The organism is Bacteroidales bacterium, assembly GCA_016707785.1.
Classification (GTDB): domain Bacteria; phylum Bacteroidota; class Bacteroidia; order Bacteroidales; family UBA4417; genus UBA4417.
This window is the reverse complement of the sequence record JADJGZ010000006.1, coordinates 121,390-140,602: the sequence shown is the minus strand read 5'-3', so window position 1 is coordinate 140,602 and position 19,213 is coordinate 121,390. Positions and strand designations below refer to the sequence as shown.

The 19,213-nt window shown below is 39.5% G+C and carries 8 protein-coding genes; all 8 read right to left on the bottom strand.

The window, feature by feature from the left end:
* Positions 1-3: 3 nt before the first annotated feature.
* The 8 genes from IPH84_05625 to IPH84_05590 all read right to left on the bottom strand — a co-directional run bounded on the left by IPH84_05625 (position 4) and on the right by IPH84_05590 (position 19,196).
* Positions 4-1,248: an O-antigen ligase family protein gene (locus tag IPH84_05625; GenBank protein ID MBK7172705.1), complete on the bottom strand. Its 1,245-nt coding sequence runs from the start codon at positions 1,246-1,248 to the stop codon at positions 4-6.
* A gap of 2 nt (positions 1,249-1,250) precedes the next feature.
* A complete protein-coding gene (gene rffA / locus IPH84_05620) occupies positions 1,251-2,378 on the bottom strand; it encodes a dTDP-4-amino-4,6-dideoxygalactose transaminase (GenBank protein ID MBK7172704.1) in 1,128 nt (375 codons plus the stop codon).
* Complete coding sequence (locus tag IPH84_05615; GenBank protein ID MBK7172703.1) at positions 2,375-3,097, bottom strand: GNAT family N-acetyltransferase; 723 nt, start codon at positions 3,095-3,097, stop codon at positions 2,375-2,377. The genes rffA and IPH84_05615 overlap by 4 nt, the downstream gene beginning before the upstream one ends.
* 8 nt (positions 3,098-3,105) lie before the next feature.
* The gene (locus IPH84_05610) at positions 3,106-4,389 is read right to left on the bottom strand and encodes a glycosyltransferase (protein ID MBK7172702.1); all 1,284 of its coding nucleotides are present in this window, start codon (positions 4,387-4,389) and stop codon (positions 3,106-3,108) included.
* 3 nt (positions 4,390-4,392) lie between these two features.
* Positions 4,393-5,739, bottom strand: a complete 1,347-nt coding sequence (locus IPH84_05605; GenBank protein ID MBK7172701.1) for an oligosaccharide flippase family protein — start codon at positions 5,737-5,739, stop codon at positions 4,393-4,395.
* Between the two features lie 63 nt (positions 5,740-5,802).
* Positions 5,803-8,163, bottom strand: a complete 2,361-nt coding sequence (locus tag IPH84_05600) for a polysaccharide biosynthesis tyrosine autokinase (protein MBK7172700.1) — start codon at positions 8,161-8,163, stop codon at positions 5,803-5,805.
* Between the two features lie 22 nt (positions 8,164-8,185).
* Complete coding sequence (locus IPH84_05595; protein MBK7172699.1) at positions 8,186-8,989, bottom strand: polysaccharide biosynthesis/export family protein; 804 nt, start codon at positions 8,987-8,989, stop codon at positions 8,186-8,188.
* Positions 8,990-9,488: 499 nt separating this feature from the next.
* Complete coding sequence (locus tag IPH84_05590; GenBank protein ID MBK7172698.1) at positions 9,489-19,196, bottom strand: cadherin domain-containing protein; 9,708 nt, start codon at positions 19,194-19,196, stop codon at positions 9,489-9,491.
* Positions 19,197-19,213: the final 17 nt, after the last annotated feature.

Genomic DNA, 19,213 nt, shown 5'->3' with positions numbered 1-19,213 from the left:
TGGTCAAGAAATAGTCTCTGATTCTGCTAACACTTCGTTTTCATCTTCCTGCTCCGGAGGGTTATCAAAATAGTATCTCAGAAAGATAACAGAAATCACTATACCCATTTCACTCATATTGAAATAAACAAAGGTCCAGTTCGCCAGTGAGAATCCCAGAAAGCCATAAAATGGACCCCAAAAACCATATTTTTTACCAATAATCCAGGAAGATCGCATCAAAAGAAAAATGGCTGAAAAAATAAAGAGACAACCAACGATACCATAAAAGTACAAGTACGATAAATAACCAACATGAATCAAAGGTGCATCACCACCTAAGAGTTGAATAACATCATCACGAGTTTCAGGCCCTACTCCAAACCAGGGATTTTCGGGGAATTTCATCATGAAAACGTAATAAGATAACAACCTGGCTTTTGCTGAGCCCATATCTGTATCTTTCTCAAGAATTCTCTCTTCAATAACCTGGTTAAAATCAAAGCCATAATTTTCCGCTACCTGAATTATGAGAATAACACTCCCCACCAGAATGATAGTGATGATGACCTTTTTCTTGAGTTTAATGGCAGAATTAAAGAATAACTGTGAAAAGACAATGATTGTTGAAATCATGACATAACGCGCACGGGTAAGGAAAGCAACTATGATTCCACTAATAATATTAAGAGCAAACAATTTATGTTTCAGATCATAAACATTCATTGAAATGGACAAGAGGAATGGAAATGTGATACCTAATGAATTCAGATCCACCCAACTATAGATCGAGAACACCCTATTCTGGTCAAAATAAGTCATTTCTTTGTCAGCATTCAGATTGAAGAAAAAGTATGGGTCTCTAGTCTGAATAATACTGACTACAAGTGAAATACCTACAACAATAAAAATATTACGACTCAGTGATTTTATAAATTTTTGATCGAAATGCGTATTTTCTATAACAAAGAACAATGCACAGGCTACAACTGCTCTATCTGACATAAAATAGAGCAGCCAATTGATATCTCCGGGCTTTATATCATTTATAAAGATTGAAAGCAAATGAAATACTGTAAAGCCCATAAAGAGCAAAAGGTATAAAGGCATCCTGTTTCTCTTAGTAAGCAGGAGGTAAAAAACAATAGGTAACCAAATAGCACCATAATAGTAATCAAAATTTTGACCGGCAAAAGTATAAACGAACCAGATCCAGAAAGGATAGAAAGGGTAAAAAAGCTTAAGAAGGATTTGGATGATTCCGTTCATTGCTACTTTCTGAAAGAGAGAATAGATGAAATTACTTTAGAAATATCCTCCTCACTAAGCTCATAGAACAGAGGAATCCTGACCAGGCGTTCCGTATAGAGATCACTGTTTGGCAAAGGTCTTCCATCATGTTTATTTTCATAATAAGCACTTTTATGAAGGCTCAGATAATGAAAAACAGCATAGATACCCTCTTTTTTCAGATGTTCAATCAGCTGAGTCCTTTCTTCAAGACTGGTACAGACCAGATAGAACATATGTGCATTATTGGTAGCATATTCAGGAATAACAGGAAGCCCAATGTTGTGATTAATGCTCCATTTTTCCAAACCATTCCAGTATGTATTCCAGATTGCCTTCCTCTTCATCTGGATATTCTCAAGGTTTTCAATCTGAGCATATAAGTATGCAGCAATAATTTCAGACGGCAGAAATGATGAACCTGTATCCACCCATCCGTATTTATTTACTTCACCCCGGAAGAATTCAGCGCGGTTGGTTCCTTTTTCCCAAATGATTTCGGATCGTTTAATAAACCTTGGGTCATTGATCGCCAGCATTCCACCTTCACCTGAATTGATATTTTTGGTTTCATGGAAAGAGAACGCCGACATATGTCCGATAGAGCCTAATGGCTTACCCTTATAATAGGAATCAATTGCCTGGGCAGCATCTTCGATTACAAGGATACCATGTTTATTTGCCAATGCCATGATTGGATCCATGTCACATGCAATACCAGCATAATGTACAACAACAATCGCTTTGGTTTTAGGAGTAATCAAAGCTTCGAGACCCTCAATATCAATATTAGGATTCTCTTTCCCACTATCGGCAAAAACAAGTTTAGCTCCTTGACGGGCAAAGGCAAGCGCTGTAGAGACGAAGGTGAATGAAGGTACAATAACTTCATCACCGGGATTGATTTCAGCTAACAGGGCGCACATCTCCAGGGCATCGGTACAAGAAGTTGTAAGCAACGACTTTTTAAAGCCAAATTGATCTTCGAAAAACTTCTGACATTTTTGGGTATATTGACCATTTTCAGAGATTTTCCCGGAATAAACTGCCTGGTATATATAGTGCATTTCCTTACCGATAAGGTAGGGTTTGTTGAAAGGTATATTCATCTTATCCATAGGTGGTAGACATTTACAATATCTTTAATACTAAAGCCCAGAGATGTATAGAATTTGCATGCTACTTCATTGGATTTTTGAGTAACAACCTCTACGCTTTCCATTCCGGCTTCCTTAAAATAGTGTAAGGAAGCATTTGTAAGTTCCCTTCCAATAGAAAGCCCTCTTGCATTTTCATCCACAGCTATCAACCCGATTGAACCCACATTATTCTTCATGTTGAGGGTTATAAACCCCTTTTCATCTTCTTCAATGAAATAAGCCAGGACAATTTTTGCAAGGGTTTTATTTACTGATTTCTCAATCCATTCATTATAGAGTTTGCCATACTCTTCATGAATAAAGTTTGGGTCAATTTTGAAGCGGGAGTAAATCCCACTCTGCAATGCAAGTTTCCTTAATTTTTCGGAAGGTTCGGGTGACAAGTACTCCTTCACACTACTAACGAAAGAGAAATTATCATCTTCTTTCAGATTTCTTTGAAAAGTCACCTTTTCATCCGCAAGAAAGGCAGAATACTCTGCAAATGCACCATTTGAAATAACATCTTCAGGTTTGGCAAATCCATAAGCAAGTTTGTAATTCTGTATTCTCATTTCTTTAATAATAGATGACAATACAGCTGGTGTTAGTTGATCAGCCAGGATACTTCCTATTTTATATCCAAAAAAGGTAGTGTCCCAATCAAGCGGTTTACAATAATTATGCATCTGATAAATTACTTCTGTTTAAATAAAGACTCAAACTGGTCAATTTGTTTATCAGGAGAGCAAAGATTCATGGCAAGTTCGCGACAATTCTGCGACATATGGGCATGCTTTTCATCAGTTAGAGAGAGAATTTCATAGATTCCATCCGCCATATCCCGGCTGTTTCTTAGTTCCGCCATATAACCTGTTTCCTGATTTATTACCAGGTCAGGAGAGACACCCATTTCGAAGGACACTACCGGGGTTCCGCACATTAAAGACTGGTTAATCATTGAGGGCCCTGAATCCTCAATTGATGGACAAAGAAATATATCCGCTGCCTGGTAAGCTGATGCGAGCCCGAGCCTATCGTCCACATAGCCCAGGTATTTAATTTCAAATGGCAAAACATGTTGTATTTCTTCAATGCCTTTCCCTGCAATCAGGAGTAGTATTTTATCATCAAGATCAGTATTCCGGGTTTTTTCTTTTAATAAGTTGAGACTCTCTACCAGATATTGTGCGCCCTTTCGAAGATGCCGCATATCAACAGAACCAAAAAATATCACTTTCCGCCCAGGCTCAATTCCAAGTTTAGTTCTAATTATCTTTTTATCAACTTTTTGAAAAACAGTTGGATCGATAGATAACAGCACTTTAAAAACCGATTTTTGTTTAAAGAGGTTTGATCTTTTTGCCTGCCTGTATTGCCATTCGGAAGCTGCAATAATTTTTATATCTGTTTGATCGAGGTAGTACTTTTTATACTTCAGGTTGAAATGAGTGATATCCTCTGGATTCTCTGAAAAAAGGCCCGGACATTTTCCGCACAAGTTTTCATATCCTTTACATTCCCAGGCATAATGACATCCGCCTGTAAGTGGCGCCATATCATACATCAACCAATAAATAGGTGCTTTTGTCAGCTTATTTAGCTCAGCAAAGTTTCTTGAATTGAGAAAGTCTTTAGCAAACAGAACCAGAATAATATCAGGTATAAGGCCGGCTTTCTTCAGGAGCTTGTTTGTTGAGTAATGTAATTTATCTTCCTTAAGGTGATGAAAATGGTAATTGGGATCGCTTGGTATGTTGTTAAAATTAAAGAACTTCCGGACAATCTTCCTTTTATATTTATCCACGAATACACTGAATGGTGTTTGCATTGCAATGATATCTTCCGGGTATTCATTGCTATAAATATTAACCAATAATTTCACCTTATGCCCTCTGGTTTTCAATGCATTAAATACATCGATTGCCACAGTTCCCGAATTCTTTAACGGGTTTAAGGAATTAATTATTAGAATATTCATATACTATTTATTCCAGATTCCGGTTGCCCTGTTATTGATTAACTTCCAATATTGGATTGGCGACCAAATAGCGCTGATTACAGCCAGGATGCAGGTTGATAAGAGTACTCCATAGAGTCCCAGGTTTTTCCCCAGGAAAATGGCCAGTGGAATATTCACAATCGCACTAAATAATCCGCCATATAGCTGTAATTTGATTTTACCAACACCATTCAGGAAGTTTGAGAAAATCCCACACCAGGCATTAAACACAACATAAGCAGCTATAACCAATGAAACACTGAATTGAACTTTAATTTCACTTCCCACCCATAAACGATAAATCGTTGTAGAGAAGATCAGCATAATAACAGCACCAATACTGATCAAAGACCAAAGTCGGACCAGGTTTTTCATTGTTTTCCTTATCCAGTCGATATCTTTTTTAAGCCAGGCTTCAGTAAAAGCACTCCAGAAAGGCATCATTACAATACCAAAAACCATGGGCACAATGCTGAAGTATTTGTAGGCAATATTATAGGAAGTGACCTGTTCTGGTCCGAAAAGCTGAGCAATGATGATATTACTGGTTTGATAGATAACAACGGCTGCGATCTGGATGACAAAGAATTTAACACCCAGGTTCATCAGGTCATTGGCAAATTTGAACTTCACATGTGATAAGGAAGGTGCAAACTTCCTGTAATCATGATTGTAATACCAAAGGCTTGATGCAATCAATACCAATACCGGAGTCAGGCCTAACGCTGTGGCCAGGTAAAGCAGGTTTCCTTCAGTTGATTTAGTTAGTATTAGGATTACCGTCAAAGAGAACAAGCTTCCCAGCATATTAAAAACTGATGCTTTTGCCGGTTCCTGGTTTGCAGTCATTATTGTGACCAGGAGTTGTGTTACGAACTGAATACAGAAGAAAACAAATACAATCATCGCCAGAATACTCAGTTCATGAGCCATTTCAGGCGGCGTGTTTAGAATTTTCGACCAATCAAGGAAAGGATTGATACAAAAGAAGATTATCATTACAACAGCAATGATGATACTCAGAATAGCATAGGTAGTACTGACATAAATACGTGCCAGTTCAAAGTTTTTATGTGCAACTGCTTCTGCGAATTTATTTCGCAATCCATTGCCAAACCCTATATCAAAAAAACCCAACCATGCTATGATTGAGCTTAATGTGATCCATATCCCATATTGGGTTGGATTGATATAGTGGATTGTAAGAGGAACAAGTACAAGGCTGATTGCAATGCTTAAACCCTTGACCATCAAAAGGACAGCAATATTCTTCCTTGCCTTTTTAGTCCTTTCATGGCCATCCTTTCCAAGTAAAATCTTAATCTTCAAAAAGGCCTTCTTGAAGTAACTCATTGCGGAAAATAATTAAAGCACTAGATAATTAAAAGTCTGCTATTTTTTCTTTTTGTTGTATCCATAGCCATATCCATACTGGTCCATATTGCTCTTATTATCATTGAGTACAATACAAACATTTTCAACTTTTTTCTGTCGAAGATCTTTCAGGATCAAAGTGAAGATCTTTTTCCTTGAGTAGAGATAACGAGAAACAATCACTTTGATATCGGCATGGTCAATCAGCAGGAATCCATCAGTTACCTGGGCAAGTGGTGGTGAATCGATGATAATATAGTCATATTTTTCCTGAAGGTAATGGATCATATTCTTTGTTTCATCCATAGCGATCAATTCTGCCGGATTTGGAGGAATTGGACCAGAATTGATATAATCCAGGTTTTCGTGCGGAGTTTTCAGGATGATATCTTTTAAAGTTACCATTTTGATCAGGTAAGAACTGATACCATCACTGGATTCACCCTCCTTTTTATTAAAATAATTGGATTGCTTTCGCAAGTCGAAGTCGAGAAGAATGGTTTTTTTACCAAGCTGAGCATAACTCATTGCGATATTCAACGCATTGAATGATTTACCTTCACCCTCGATACTTGAAGTAACAAGAATTACTTTCTTATTGCCCCCCTTTAGATAAAAATCAAGGTTGGTTCGCAAAGCCCTGAATGATTCAGCGATGTTTGAGGTTGGATACTCAAACATGATATTATTGGTTTTTTTGTTGTTATGCATGATCTTCCCAACAACCGGAGCATCAGTAAGCCTTTCAATATTATCCTGGGGATCCAGCCTGTCGTTGAGGGCATTTTTGATGAATAGAAAACTTAAAGGTAAACCGATCCCTATGATCAGGGCCAGCATATAGATCTTCTTGGTGTTAGGGGAAACCGGACCGTTGTTTAAAGCAGGTTCAATGATAATATCATCCGGCAAATTAGAAGCTTTTGTAATTTTTGCTTCTGCTCTTTTTTCAAGCAGGTAGTTATAAATTGCATCATTCAGTCTGTATTTGCGCTCAATTCCACCCAATTGCCGCTGGGTTTTGGGAAGATTACTGATTTGTCCTTCGATCCGGGAAATCCTTTTATTCATTTCATCAATGGAAATATTGGTAGTTTGTCGGACAGCAGAAATATTATCCGATATGGTCTTCTTGATATTGGCGATTTGGATATCCAGTTTCTTAACCAAAGGATTCCTTTCCTGCTTATTATCAATCAGGTTGGAACGCTGAGCCTGGGCAGAGATCAGTTCTGACATCAGGTTATTCAGAATCTGATCCTGAATTCCATAGGATGCCGGCACTATCATTTTAGAAACATCATCATTCTTCGCAAGATAATCGGCAACATATTCATAATATCGCTTCTGGCCCATCAGTTCAGCTTTCTGATTCTGCAGATTCATATACTGGGCAGATATACCTGTAGCTTGTTCTTCCACGTCGAGCAGCTGGTTTGAGGATCTGAAGCGTTGGAGATTGTCTTCTGTCATACTCAATGAATCAGAAATCTCACCCAACTGTTTCTCAATATAATCGATGGTGATACTTGCAATATGATTTTTCCTGTTCAGGTTTTGAGTTGAATAAACATTCATGAGTTCATTTACAAGGTCAATTCCTTTGTCGACGGATTGAGTAAGGAGACTCACTTTAATAACGGTTGCCTTTTTATCGATAACATCGAATGCAAACATACTTTTATATGCCTGCGCCAGTCCATTAAGATCCTGAAACTGGAAGCTGTATAGTTTAGTCTCATTATCCGGAATGGCTTTAGTACTATCCAGTTCAATGATAAATGACAAGTCCTGGTTTTCAATGAGCTTTCCAAACTTGCCATATTGCTGAAATTTCCAGTTTGCTTTTTGGGTTTTATATTGACCCGAGGCATAATTATAGAAAGAGACGAATTCTGACTCACCTTTAATGAGAAAACCACCTCCTTTAAAAAATTCTATCTGCAACCTGACTCCAATTGGTTGAACATGGTCTCTAACGAAGAGAACCCTAAAGGGAGCAGATTTATACATATCAAAGTCCTGTAACTTCTCTTTTTTAAAGATACTGACAGAGAGATCAAGATTTTTGATGGTTTGTTCGAAAACAGGTGTGGATTGAAGTACCCAAAGTTCATTTTGAAAATTCTGATTTTTCCCAAAAAGGCTACTATTCAGGAAGTCATTGACATTTCCGCCACCACCTTGTTTTGAGTCCTCTTTGATCAATAAGGATGAGGTAATCTGGTAAACAGGAATTGAGTACCTGTTCTTAAGAAAACCCAGTCCAAGTGCTATCACGATACTGATAATGAACAGGTAATAATTTCTCAGGACCATTCTAAGAATGGTATTGAAATCATTCTCTTCTATGAAATTAACATTCTTCTGATTTGCCATTTGAGATGTAGGTATTCGAAAACTATTTAGTGACTGAGTAAATCAACAAAGCTGTAGAGATAGTAGTAAGAACCACCGAGAAGGGGAATTCTCTCATGCCCCAGAATTTTTTTCTCATTGGTTTAATATAAAGCATGTCATTGGGCTTCATATAGTAATAATTGGAAGCCAGAATTTCGGATTTTGTCAGATCCAGGGCTACCCTGATATTTTTACCATCTTCATTTCGTGTCAGGATGACCTCTTTTTTGTTCCCATATTCGTTAATATCTCCAGCCAGGCCCAGAGCATCATAAACGGTAAGTTTTTCCTGGGCCAGGGCAAAATGGCCAGGACTTCTAACCTCCCCCAGTACTGATATATACCTGTTAACCAGCTTAACAGAAACAATAGGTTGGTTCAAAATACTTACCAGAGAGTCTTTGAGAAGTTTACTTACCTGGAGAATTGTTTGATCCTTCACATTTACGGTACCAATCATGGGCAGTATGAGAAATCCGTCCTTATCAATTCCATAGGAGACCAAAGAAGCTCCATATGGCTGCAAGCTGCCGGCATTGGTAAATTGTTGCTGGGCTGCCCCGGAAAACATATTTGAAGATGCATCATCCAGACTGGTGATCTGAATATAAAGTTCGTCATAGGGTTTAAGCCTGTAATCCTCGATCTGAGCCTCATTGAAGGTTCTTGTCCCTTTATTTGGATCCTGAAGGTATTCAACTTCCTGTTGAGTAACACATGAACTCAAGAGTCCAATAGCAGTGAAAAGGATCATGATCAAAGCAGCATTCATTCTGCGATGAAAATACTTTCTATTCTGTTTCATAAAATGTTATTGAATGCCTGATATTTAATTCATTAAGTTAAACTCACTTTAATTTCTACTAAGATACAGATTCCTCTGGAAATGTACATAGCTTCGCCCTCTCAGTCACACGTAAAAATGTGAAAACCGGCGAAGAGTTCTTTCCCATTTGGAAAGAGGGGCAAATCAATGCTACCAAAGTAAAACAGTGAATGCTCCTTAATATTGAATCATTAATTTCTACGAAGGTAATAAAAAGCAGCAAAATATTATTCAGAAACAGATTCTAGTAGGGATTCACATGATGACTATCAAATTTTAATGCCAAAAACTATATCCATTTAGGTTTCAATCTTCTAAATCATCATCAGCCTTTACTTAAACCTCAATTTGTCCCCTATTGGGACCATCGTTTACGCTAATCATGATTTTGGGACAATTTCCCATTGTTGGTCAATGTTAAAAAAATGAAAAAAGCCACCATGAATAGTGGCTTTTTGGTTGATCCATTTAAAATAAATTATTTCCTAATGATCACTTTTCTTGAAATCAATTGTTCATCGGCAGTGATAATAAGAAAATAAACACCGGCACTTAGATGGTGCACATCCAAACTGGCTTCACGTGTATCTTTCATTTCACGTCGTAACATGTCAATACCACGCTCATCCATAAGTCGAAGAGAAAGGATATCCACATTATGTTCAAAATTGATTTTTACGAAATCATTTGCAGGATTCGGATATACTTTTACAATCAAGGTATTATTGATACCTGTTGAATCCTTTTCAGAATCAAGTAACTGAGCTTCTGATTCATAGAAGCCAATATCAGTATAGTTGAACATTGGAACCATTTTGCCGAAATAATCTTCAGTAATTGGGGTCAAAGTTCCCGCATTAATAGCAGGTGAAGAATTCTGCAAACTGAAATCTAAGGTTTCCGGATTGGTAAATAATGGGTCAGCTACTTTTGAATTTAAGTCCTGCCCGGAAGAAGCTGACCATGACGACAGCGTTGCAAAACCATTCAGGAATCCGATGAATTCAGTTGAGAAGAGATTATAATTTGAAGTGATGCTCCCTCCTATTTTGTATACAGATAATGTGTTCATTTCAGGGCTGAAAATGTTATTTGTCAGCTTAACATCAGTCCCATCCATGCTTTCAATAAAGCATTCCTTACTCTGAACAAACGTATTATTTGTCACCTCAGCAGATTTATTCTTTTGAATCAGGATACCCGTTCCATTATTAAGGAACTGATTATAGTATATCTCATGTGATTCACTGAATGTGTTGATTGCAATATCACCACCTGTAAAGGCATTGTAACGGCTTATAACTTCACCGGTAGTATTATTAATCACCATATTGGAACTACTTGCACCAATGCTTGCCTTGAGCCGATTGAATTCAGCATTCATAGTGAAACTACTACCGCCTACCCTGACACAGGAACTATTTCCAACCATGGAGTTATCAATGAGGTTGTGATGCAAATACACCTTTCCATCAGGTGAGTAGAGATCTATACCATCACCTTCCGTATCCGGGTTTGTGATCCAGTTCAGATTAGTATTAGATATTTCAGTATATCCCATTTCGAATTTGTCAAAATCATTAGCCTGAATTCCATCATTATACATCCCTTCAATTGTGCAGGCATTAATTTCAATATCAAGATTCTGTGCGATAGAAAGAAGTCCATAATTTGCTGAATGCATCCAGCAACTATCAATATTCAAAATAGAAGCCTGGTAACCTGATACATATATACAGTTGTTTGCTGAACCGTCAGAAGTAAATGAAAGGTTCCTGATAATGGTATTATTACTATTCTCAACACTTATAATACTTGATTGAGGAATGTTCAGGAAAAGCTCAGGATTTGCACCAGTTCCATAAGCATCAAGAGTAACATTTGCCCGGTTGAATATTACAATTCCTTTCGACAGTTCACTGCGGCTACCTCTTTTCTGAAGATAAGTGTGTCCATCTTCAATGACTACATCATTCCATGAATCAAATGGATGTTCAAAGCTGCCATTTTCTTGCAAATCACCGGTATGATCAGGATCGATATAAACTATTCTACTAGAAGCCTGCTCAATGATCCGAATCTTAACAAAGGCAGTGGTAGCAAGTAACTCAGAACTGTTATCAGTTGCAGAAATCCCCAGGGTGAAGAGTGGTTTAATAGTGAAATCCAGTAATGCAGTATTAATTACTGAAATTTCACCAGTTAATGCATTTACGCTGAAAGTTGAGTCATAATTTCCACTGACAACCTTATAAGTCAGCCATTGTGCTGAATCCTGTTCAATTCCTGAAATGGTGCCTACTATCGTCCCGACTGCAGAACCTTCGGGTAAATCAAATTGATAGTTCGCTAAAAATGGTAATTCATTGACGTCTGTGAGCTCAACCGTGACAATCGACTGGGTACTCATCATCGGTTGACCATTATCCATTACCCTGATTATTAAGTCGAAAGCTGGATCTGTCTCATAATTTAGGGCTGCAGAATTGCTGACTCTTAAAATACCAGTGTTTACATCAATTGAAAAAGCATTATTTGTATTTCCGGAAACAATCAAGTAATGCATAATCTGACCTGAATCAGGATCGACAACTCTTACTTTCCCTACGATGCTTCCATTCGGAGCATTTTCTGCAATTCTGAAATACTTGTCAAGAATGGCTGGGGGGTTATTGTTATCCAGAACATTGACAGTGATAACGGCTTCACTACTCAGGTTACTAACTCCATTGTCCACGACTTTTACCAGGAGCAGGTATGATGGAGTTAAATCAAAGTTGAGAGCTGATGAATTGGCAACTGATATTTCACCACTCAAAGGGTCAATCATGAATGCATTATCTGTGTTGCCGGAGATAATTGCATACTGAAGTATTTGTCCAGGATCCGGATCGGTAGCCTCAACAATGCCAACTTTTGTTTCATTGGCTGCATTTTCATTAACTGTAAAAGTTTGAGCTGAAATTACCGGTGCTTCATTTACATCAAGGACTTCAACATTTATTAAGGCTTGTGAACTCAGGTTTCCTGTTCCATCATCAGTAACCCTTACCAGCAAACTGAATGAACTTAAAATTTCGAAATTCAGGGCTAATGGATTATTGACAAGGATCACACCAGTTTCGGAATCTAAGCTGAATGCCTCATTGGTATTTCCACTAACCAGTGAATAGGTCAATACCTGGCCTGCATTCGGATCTGAGGCAACCACAGTCCCAATATAAGTTCCCTGTATTGCATTTTCTTCCGCAATAAATAACTGATTTAAGACTACAGGCGGTTGATTAGGATCCGGAATTAAATTAATTATGATGCTGGCATCGCTAAAGAGACTTGTTGTACCATTATCCATTACCCTTACAACAAGGCTGAATATAGGATTTATAAGGTAATCCAGTGCCACTGTATTAGCAACTGATATCATACCATTAGATGGATCGATTGCAAAGGCATTGTCAACATTACCAGATATAATTGAATAAGCAAGTGCTTGTCCGTTATCAGGATCTGTAGCCTCAACGACTCCTATTTGAGTGCCATTTACCGAGAATTCCAGAATACTGAATTGCTGATCATTGACAACCGGATTCTCATTCACATCAGTGATAAAGACTGTGACTAATGCCTGGCTGTATAGCGAACCTGAGCCATTATCCTGAACCTGAACAATCAGGTTAAAAGAAGATCCAGATTCATAGTCAAGTGCCGCAGAATTAGCAACACTTAGCATCCCTGTTGCAATATCTATGGAAAAGGCAGTGTTAGTATTTCCATCGATAATTGAATACTCCAGTAATTGTCCTTCATCAGGGTCGGAAGCTATTACGGTTCCAATACTGGTTCCATTGCTTGTATTTTCAGCAATAGTGAATGCCTGATTCTCAACAGATGGCATTTCATTTATATCAGACAGGTGCACAACAACTGTTGCCTGCGCATTTAAACCTGCGATATCATTAACCTGCACTGCCAAGGTAAACATCGGATATACTTCAAAATTCAAAGTATTCATATTGGCAACAGTCAGAACCCCTGTTATTTGATCAAGGTCGAAAGCCCCATTCGTATTGCCATTAATAATATTGTAAGTTAATGCATCACCTGAATCCGGGTCACTGGCTAAAATATTTCCAACAATAAAACCATTAATTGAGTTTTCGTTAATAGTAAATTGTTGATTACTGACAGAAGGGGTTTCATTTACATTTAGCAGATCAATAGTTATTACTGCCGTTGAGCTTAATGGCACTAATCCATTATCCGTTACTTCAATGATCAGATTGAATGCAGGGGTGACTTCAAAGTCAAGAGCCATGGAATTGGCAACTGAAATTTCACCCGTTAATGGGTTGATAATAAATGCAGAAGATGTATTCCCACTTAAAATTCCGTATGTAAGGATCTGTCCGAAATTTGGATCAGTAGCTATCACATTACCTACTATTGTTGCATTAGATGCATTCTCCGGCAGGTCAAATTGCTGACTAGAAATTACAGGGGATTGGTTTTGTTCCGGCAGCACATGAATGGTAATAAGAGTGCTTTCCATCATAACCGGTGAGCCATTGTCAGTAACATTTACCAGTAAAGTATAAACAGGATTATTTTGGTAATTTAATGCTATAGAATTAGCCACTGAAATCAAACCTGTAGCCGGATTAACCTGGAAAGCATTATTACTGTTTCCACTTGTAATTGCAAAAACGAGGGACTGACCATTATCAGGATCTGAGGCAAGGATGGTTCCCACTTCTGTTCCATTAGCAGAAAATTCCAGAATACTAAAGACCTGATCATCTGCTACTGGATTCTCATTCAGATCATTTATTGCAATGGTGATTGCGGCATTGTCAGCAAGTAATCCAGTTCCGTTATCCTGCACCTGGATGATTAAATTAAAGGCTGGATTAACCTCGAAATTGATAGCATTCTCATTAGAGATAGTAAGTTCCCCTGAAAATGCGTCAATGGCAAATGCATTTTCTGTATTTCCAGAAAGGATCGTATAAGTTAACACCTGGTTCTGATCAGGATCATTCGCGATTAGTGTTCCGATCAATATTCCACCAGGTGTATTTTCTACAATTATAAATGTCTCATCTTCTAAGACAGGAGCTTCATTCTGATCAAGCAGGTTAATAGTAATAATGGCCGTGCTTGTAAGATTTTCCGGACTATTGTCCATTACCTGAATGCTAAGTTGATAAACGGGAAGAACCTCGAAATCCAGTGCACTGTTATTTGCAAGGGTCAGCAACCCTGAGTTTGAGTCAACCGCAAAAGTCCCATTGGGGTTTCCTGATAAAATCGAATAAGTTACCGATTGACCTTGATCAGGATCGGATGCAATGACGCTTCCGAGAACAGTACCAATGTTTGCACTTTCAGATATCGTGAACACCTGTTCACTAATTTCAGGTATTTCATTGATGTTGGTTATGAAAATACTATCAATGACTATAGCAAAAAGATTGCCATCACCATCATCTTCAACCTTAACTTCCAGCTGAATGAGTGAATCTGTTTCAAAATTGATTGCCGAAGAATTGGATATTGTTATTATCCCTGTAGCTTGGCCAACATCAAAAGCATTGCCGTCATTTCCTGATAGAATGGTAAATGTTAGGTTCTGCCCGAAATCCGGATCAGTAGCTTCAATCTGACCTACTATGGATCCATTAACGGAATTCTCAGTAGTTGCAAAGGTCTGCAGAGGTAAATTAGGCACTTCATTTAAGTCTCTAAGGCTAATCGTAACCATTGCATGATTGAAGAGCGAGCCGAAACCATTATCCATCACCTGGATCTGGAGTTCATAGAATGGGTAGGCCTCATAATCCATCATTGCAGAGTTTGAAACACTCAAAACCCCGGTATTAGGATCAATTGTGAAGGCACCTGCAAGATTTCCCGATGTAATGGAGTAAGTAAGTTCCTGGCCCGGATCAAGATCAGAAGCAATTACAGTCCCAACAAAAGTCCCAAAAGGAGAATTTTCATCAACCAGGAATTCCTGCTCAGAAATAATTGGAGGATTGTTGAGCTCTTCAAGCACATAGACAACTATTGTAGCAGAATTACTCAAAGCACCGGTTCCATTGTCGACCACCATTACAGTAAGAACGATCTGAGGATTTACAATAAAATCAAGGGCAGCGGAATTTAAAACTGTTAGCTCCCCGGTTAAAGCATCCAGTGAGAAGGCATTATCTGTATTTCCAGCAGTTATTGTATAAGTCAGGAATTGCCCGGCGTCAGGATCCATTGCGAGGATTGTACCTATGCTGGTCCCCACTGGTGCATTTTGCTGTACACTAAGCTCCTGGTTTGTAATTACCGGAATTTCATTAAGATCAATAAGTGAGATTGAAACAGTTGCCTGGCTGGAAAGCAATCCAAGTCCATTATCCTGAACTTTGATCACTAATGAATAGATCGGTATTGTTTCAAAATTCAGGGCAGCTGAATTAGCAATAATTAATGCACCTGTCAAAGAGTTAATGGCAAATGACCCACCGATATTGCCTGATTGAATGCTATAAGTCAGGGTCTGTCCGGCATCAGGATCTACAGCTGTTACTGTTCCTACAGTGGTCCCGTTGGTTGAGTTTTCAGCGATACTGAATGACTGATTACTAATAACAGGGGCTTCATTGGCATTAACCAGGTTGATAGTGATTACGGCCTGGCTGCTTAGACCGCCGATGCCATTATCCTGTACCTGAATGCTCAGGTTGAAAACAGGGTTCACCTCGTAGTTCATGGCAGCCGAATTGGCTACTGTGATTGCACCTGTGGTAGTATTGACGGCAAAAGCACCCGATGTATTTCCCGACAGAATTGAATAGGCTAATGTTTGTCCTGCATCCGGATCAGATGCGGCAACTAATCCTACAGAGGTTCCATTCATCGAATTCTCAGCAATGCTAAAGGTCTGATTACTGATATTCGGGGATTCATTCACATCGGTGAGCGAAATGGTGATGGTGGCCTGGCTACTCAGGGATACACTACCATTATCTTCAACCTCAATCAATAAAGAGAATGAGGAAGTAGCTTCAAAATTCAGAACTGCCGAATTGAGGACTGTTAATTGTCCGGTGGCCGGGTTGAGAGTAAACGCACCTGAGGTATTCCCGGAAAGTATTGAGTAACTGATTTGTTGACCTGTATTGGGATCACTGGCAACAACATTGCCAATGATAGTGCCTGTCAGTGAGTTTTCAGCAATGCTGAAGCTTTGGTTAGCAATTACCGGGGCCAGGTTGGGGCCTTGTTGCACATAGACAAGAATTGTAGCCTGGTCAGACAGTAATCCACTGCCATTATCCAGCACTTCTATCTGAAGTTCAAATACAGGGTGGGTATAGGAATCCAGCAAAGCGGGATCAGAAACCGTTAATTCTCCTGTTGTTGTATTCAGCGTGAAAGCTTCTCCGGGGATACTGCTCAATAAGTTGTAAGTCAGACTTTGTCCTGCGTCAGGATCAGTGGCGGCTATCATTCCCACCGTGGTACCCAGTGCTGAAAATTCCTGTACCGAAAAGGTTTGGTCATTGGCTAAAGGTGATTCATTTACATCGGCCAGGGAGATGGTAATCTGTGAACTTGTAGAAAGAGTTCCCAGTCCATCATCCACTACATTAATGGTCAGTGTAAAGACAGGAGTTGTCTCGAAATCCAGCACTGCACTGTTGTTCACCGTTATCAGACCTGTAGAACCATCGATGGCAAAGGCATTAGCTGTATTGCCTGCTCCAATTGAAAAGCTGAGGTTCTGATTGAAATCCGGATCAGTGGCTACCACGGTACCTACTGACGTTGCTACGGCTGAATTTTCATTTATAGTAAAGGATTGACCCTGACAAACAGGGGCTTCATTGATATCCTGAACATTTACCGTCACCAATGCCTGCTCTGTGAGATTCAATTCATCTGTTACCTGCACATTCAGAAGGAATAGGGGATGACCTTCAAAACAAACTGCTGCAGGATTATTAATCGTTAACACCCCGGTATTTGTATTGATACTGAACCCATTCCCAAAGTTTCCGCTTGTTATAGCAAAAGTTACTGACTGACCAGGATCCGGATCTGAAGCGGTTACTGTACTTACAATGGTTCCGACTACCTGGTGTTCCAGTGTTGAGAATGCCTGTGGCTGGATGACCGGGGGCTCATTCCCATTCACAATATTGATAGTAATATCTGCCTGGTCCGATAGTGTGCCGGTTCCATTATCCTGTACATTTACTGACAGGATAAACGCTGGATTGATCTCAAAGTCAAGAGCTGATGTATTGGCTACAGTCAGGGCTCCCGTGGTTGTATTAATTGTAAAGGCACCATCAGTGTTACCCGAAAGAATGCTATAGCTAAGTTGCTGACCTGCATCAGGATCTGTAGCTGTGACAATTCCAACATTCGTCCCATTGGCTGCATTTTCTGCTACTGCAAATACCTGGTCATTGACCTGGGGTTGATCATTGACATTTTGCAGCGTTACTGTTACTGTTGCATTGCTACTTAAAGTTCCTGTTCCATTATCCTGTACCCTTACGATCAGGGAATAAACAGGAGTCGTTTCAAAATCAAGTGCAGCACTGTTGGAGACTGTCAGTACACCTGTGGTTGTATTAAGTGCAAATGCAGAGGATGAATTTCCTGATTGAATGCTGTAGGTTAGGGTTTGACCGGCATCAGGATCTGTTGCTGTTACGGTTCCAACCATGGTCCCGTTGGCGGAGTTCTCTGCGATACTGAATGACTGATTACTAATTACTGGGGCTTCATTGGCATTCACAAGGTTGATCGTAATCTCTGCCTGGCTGCTAAGGCTACCGATGCCATTATCCTGTACCTGAATGCTCAGGTTGAAAACAGGGTTCACCTCGTAGTTCATGGCAGCCGAATTGGCTACTGTGATTGCACCTGTGGTAGTATTGACGGCAAAAGCACCCGATGTATTTCCTGACAGGATAGAATAGGCTAAAGTTTGTCCTGCATCCGGATCAGATGCGGCAACTAATCCTACAGAGGTTCCATTCATCGAGTTCTCAGCAATGCTAAAGGACTGATTACTGATATTCGGGGATTCATTTACATCGGTGAGCGAAATGGTGATGGTGGCCTGGCTGCTCAGGGATACACTGCCATTATCTTCAACCTCAATCAATAATGAGAAGGTAGAAGTAGCTTCAAAATTCAGAACTGCCGAATTGAGAACTGTCAATTGTCCGGTGGCCGGGTTGATAGAAAACGCACCTGAGGTATTCCCGGAAAGTATTGTGTAACTGATTTGTTGACCTGTATTGGGATCACTGGCAACAACATTGCCAATGATAGTGCCTGTCAGTGAGTTTTCAGCAATGCTGAAGCTTTGGTTGGCAATTACCGGGGCCAGGTTGGGGCCTTGTTGTACATAGACAAGAATTGTAGCCTGGTCAGACAGTAATCCACTGCCATTATCCAGCACTTCTATCTGAAGCTCAAATACCGGGTGGGTATAGGAATCCAGCAAAGCGGGATCAGAAACAGTTAATTCTCCTGTTGTTGTGTTCAGCGAGAAAGCTTCTCCGGGGATACTGCTCAATAAGTTGTAAGTCAGACTTTGTCCTGCGTCAGGATCAGTGGCAGTTATCATTCCCACCGAGGTACCCAGTGCTGAAAATTCCTGTACCGAAAAGGTTTGGTCATTGGCTAAAGGTGATTCATTTACATCGGCCAGGGAGATGGTAACCTGTGAACTGGTAGAAAGAGTTCCCAGTCCATCATCCACTACATTAATGGTCAGTGTAAAGACAGGTGTTGTCTCGAAATCCAGCACTGCACTGTTGTTCACCGTTATCAGACCTGTAGAACCATCGATGGCAAAGGCATTAGCTGTATTGCCTGCTCCAATTGAAAAGCTGAGGTTCTGATTGAAATCCGGATCAGTGGCTACAACTGTACCTACTGACGTTGCTACGGCTGAATTTTCATTTATAGTAAAGGATTGACCCTGACAAACCGGGGCTTCATTGATATCCTGAACATTTACCGTAACCAATGCCTGCTCTGTGAGATTCAATTCATCTGTTACCTGCACATTCAGAAGGAATATGGGATTACCTTCAAAACAAACTGCTGCAGGATTATTGATCGTTAACACCCCGGTATTTGTATTGATACTGAATCCATTCCCCAAGTTTCCGCTTGTTATAG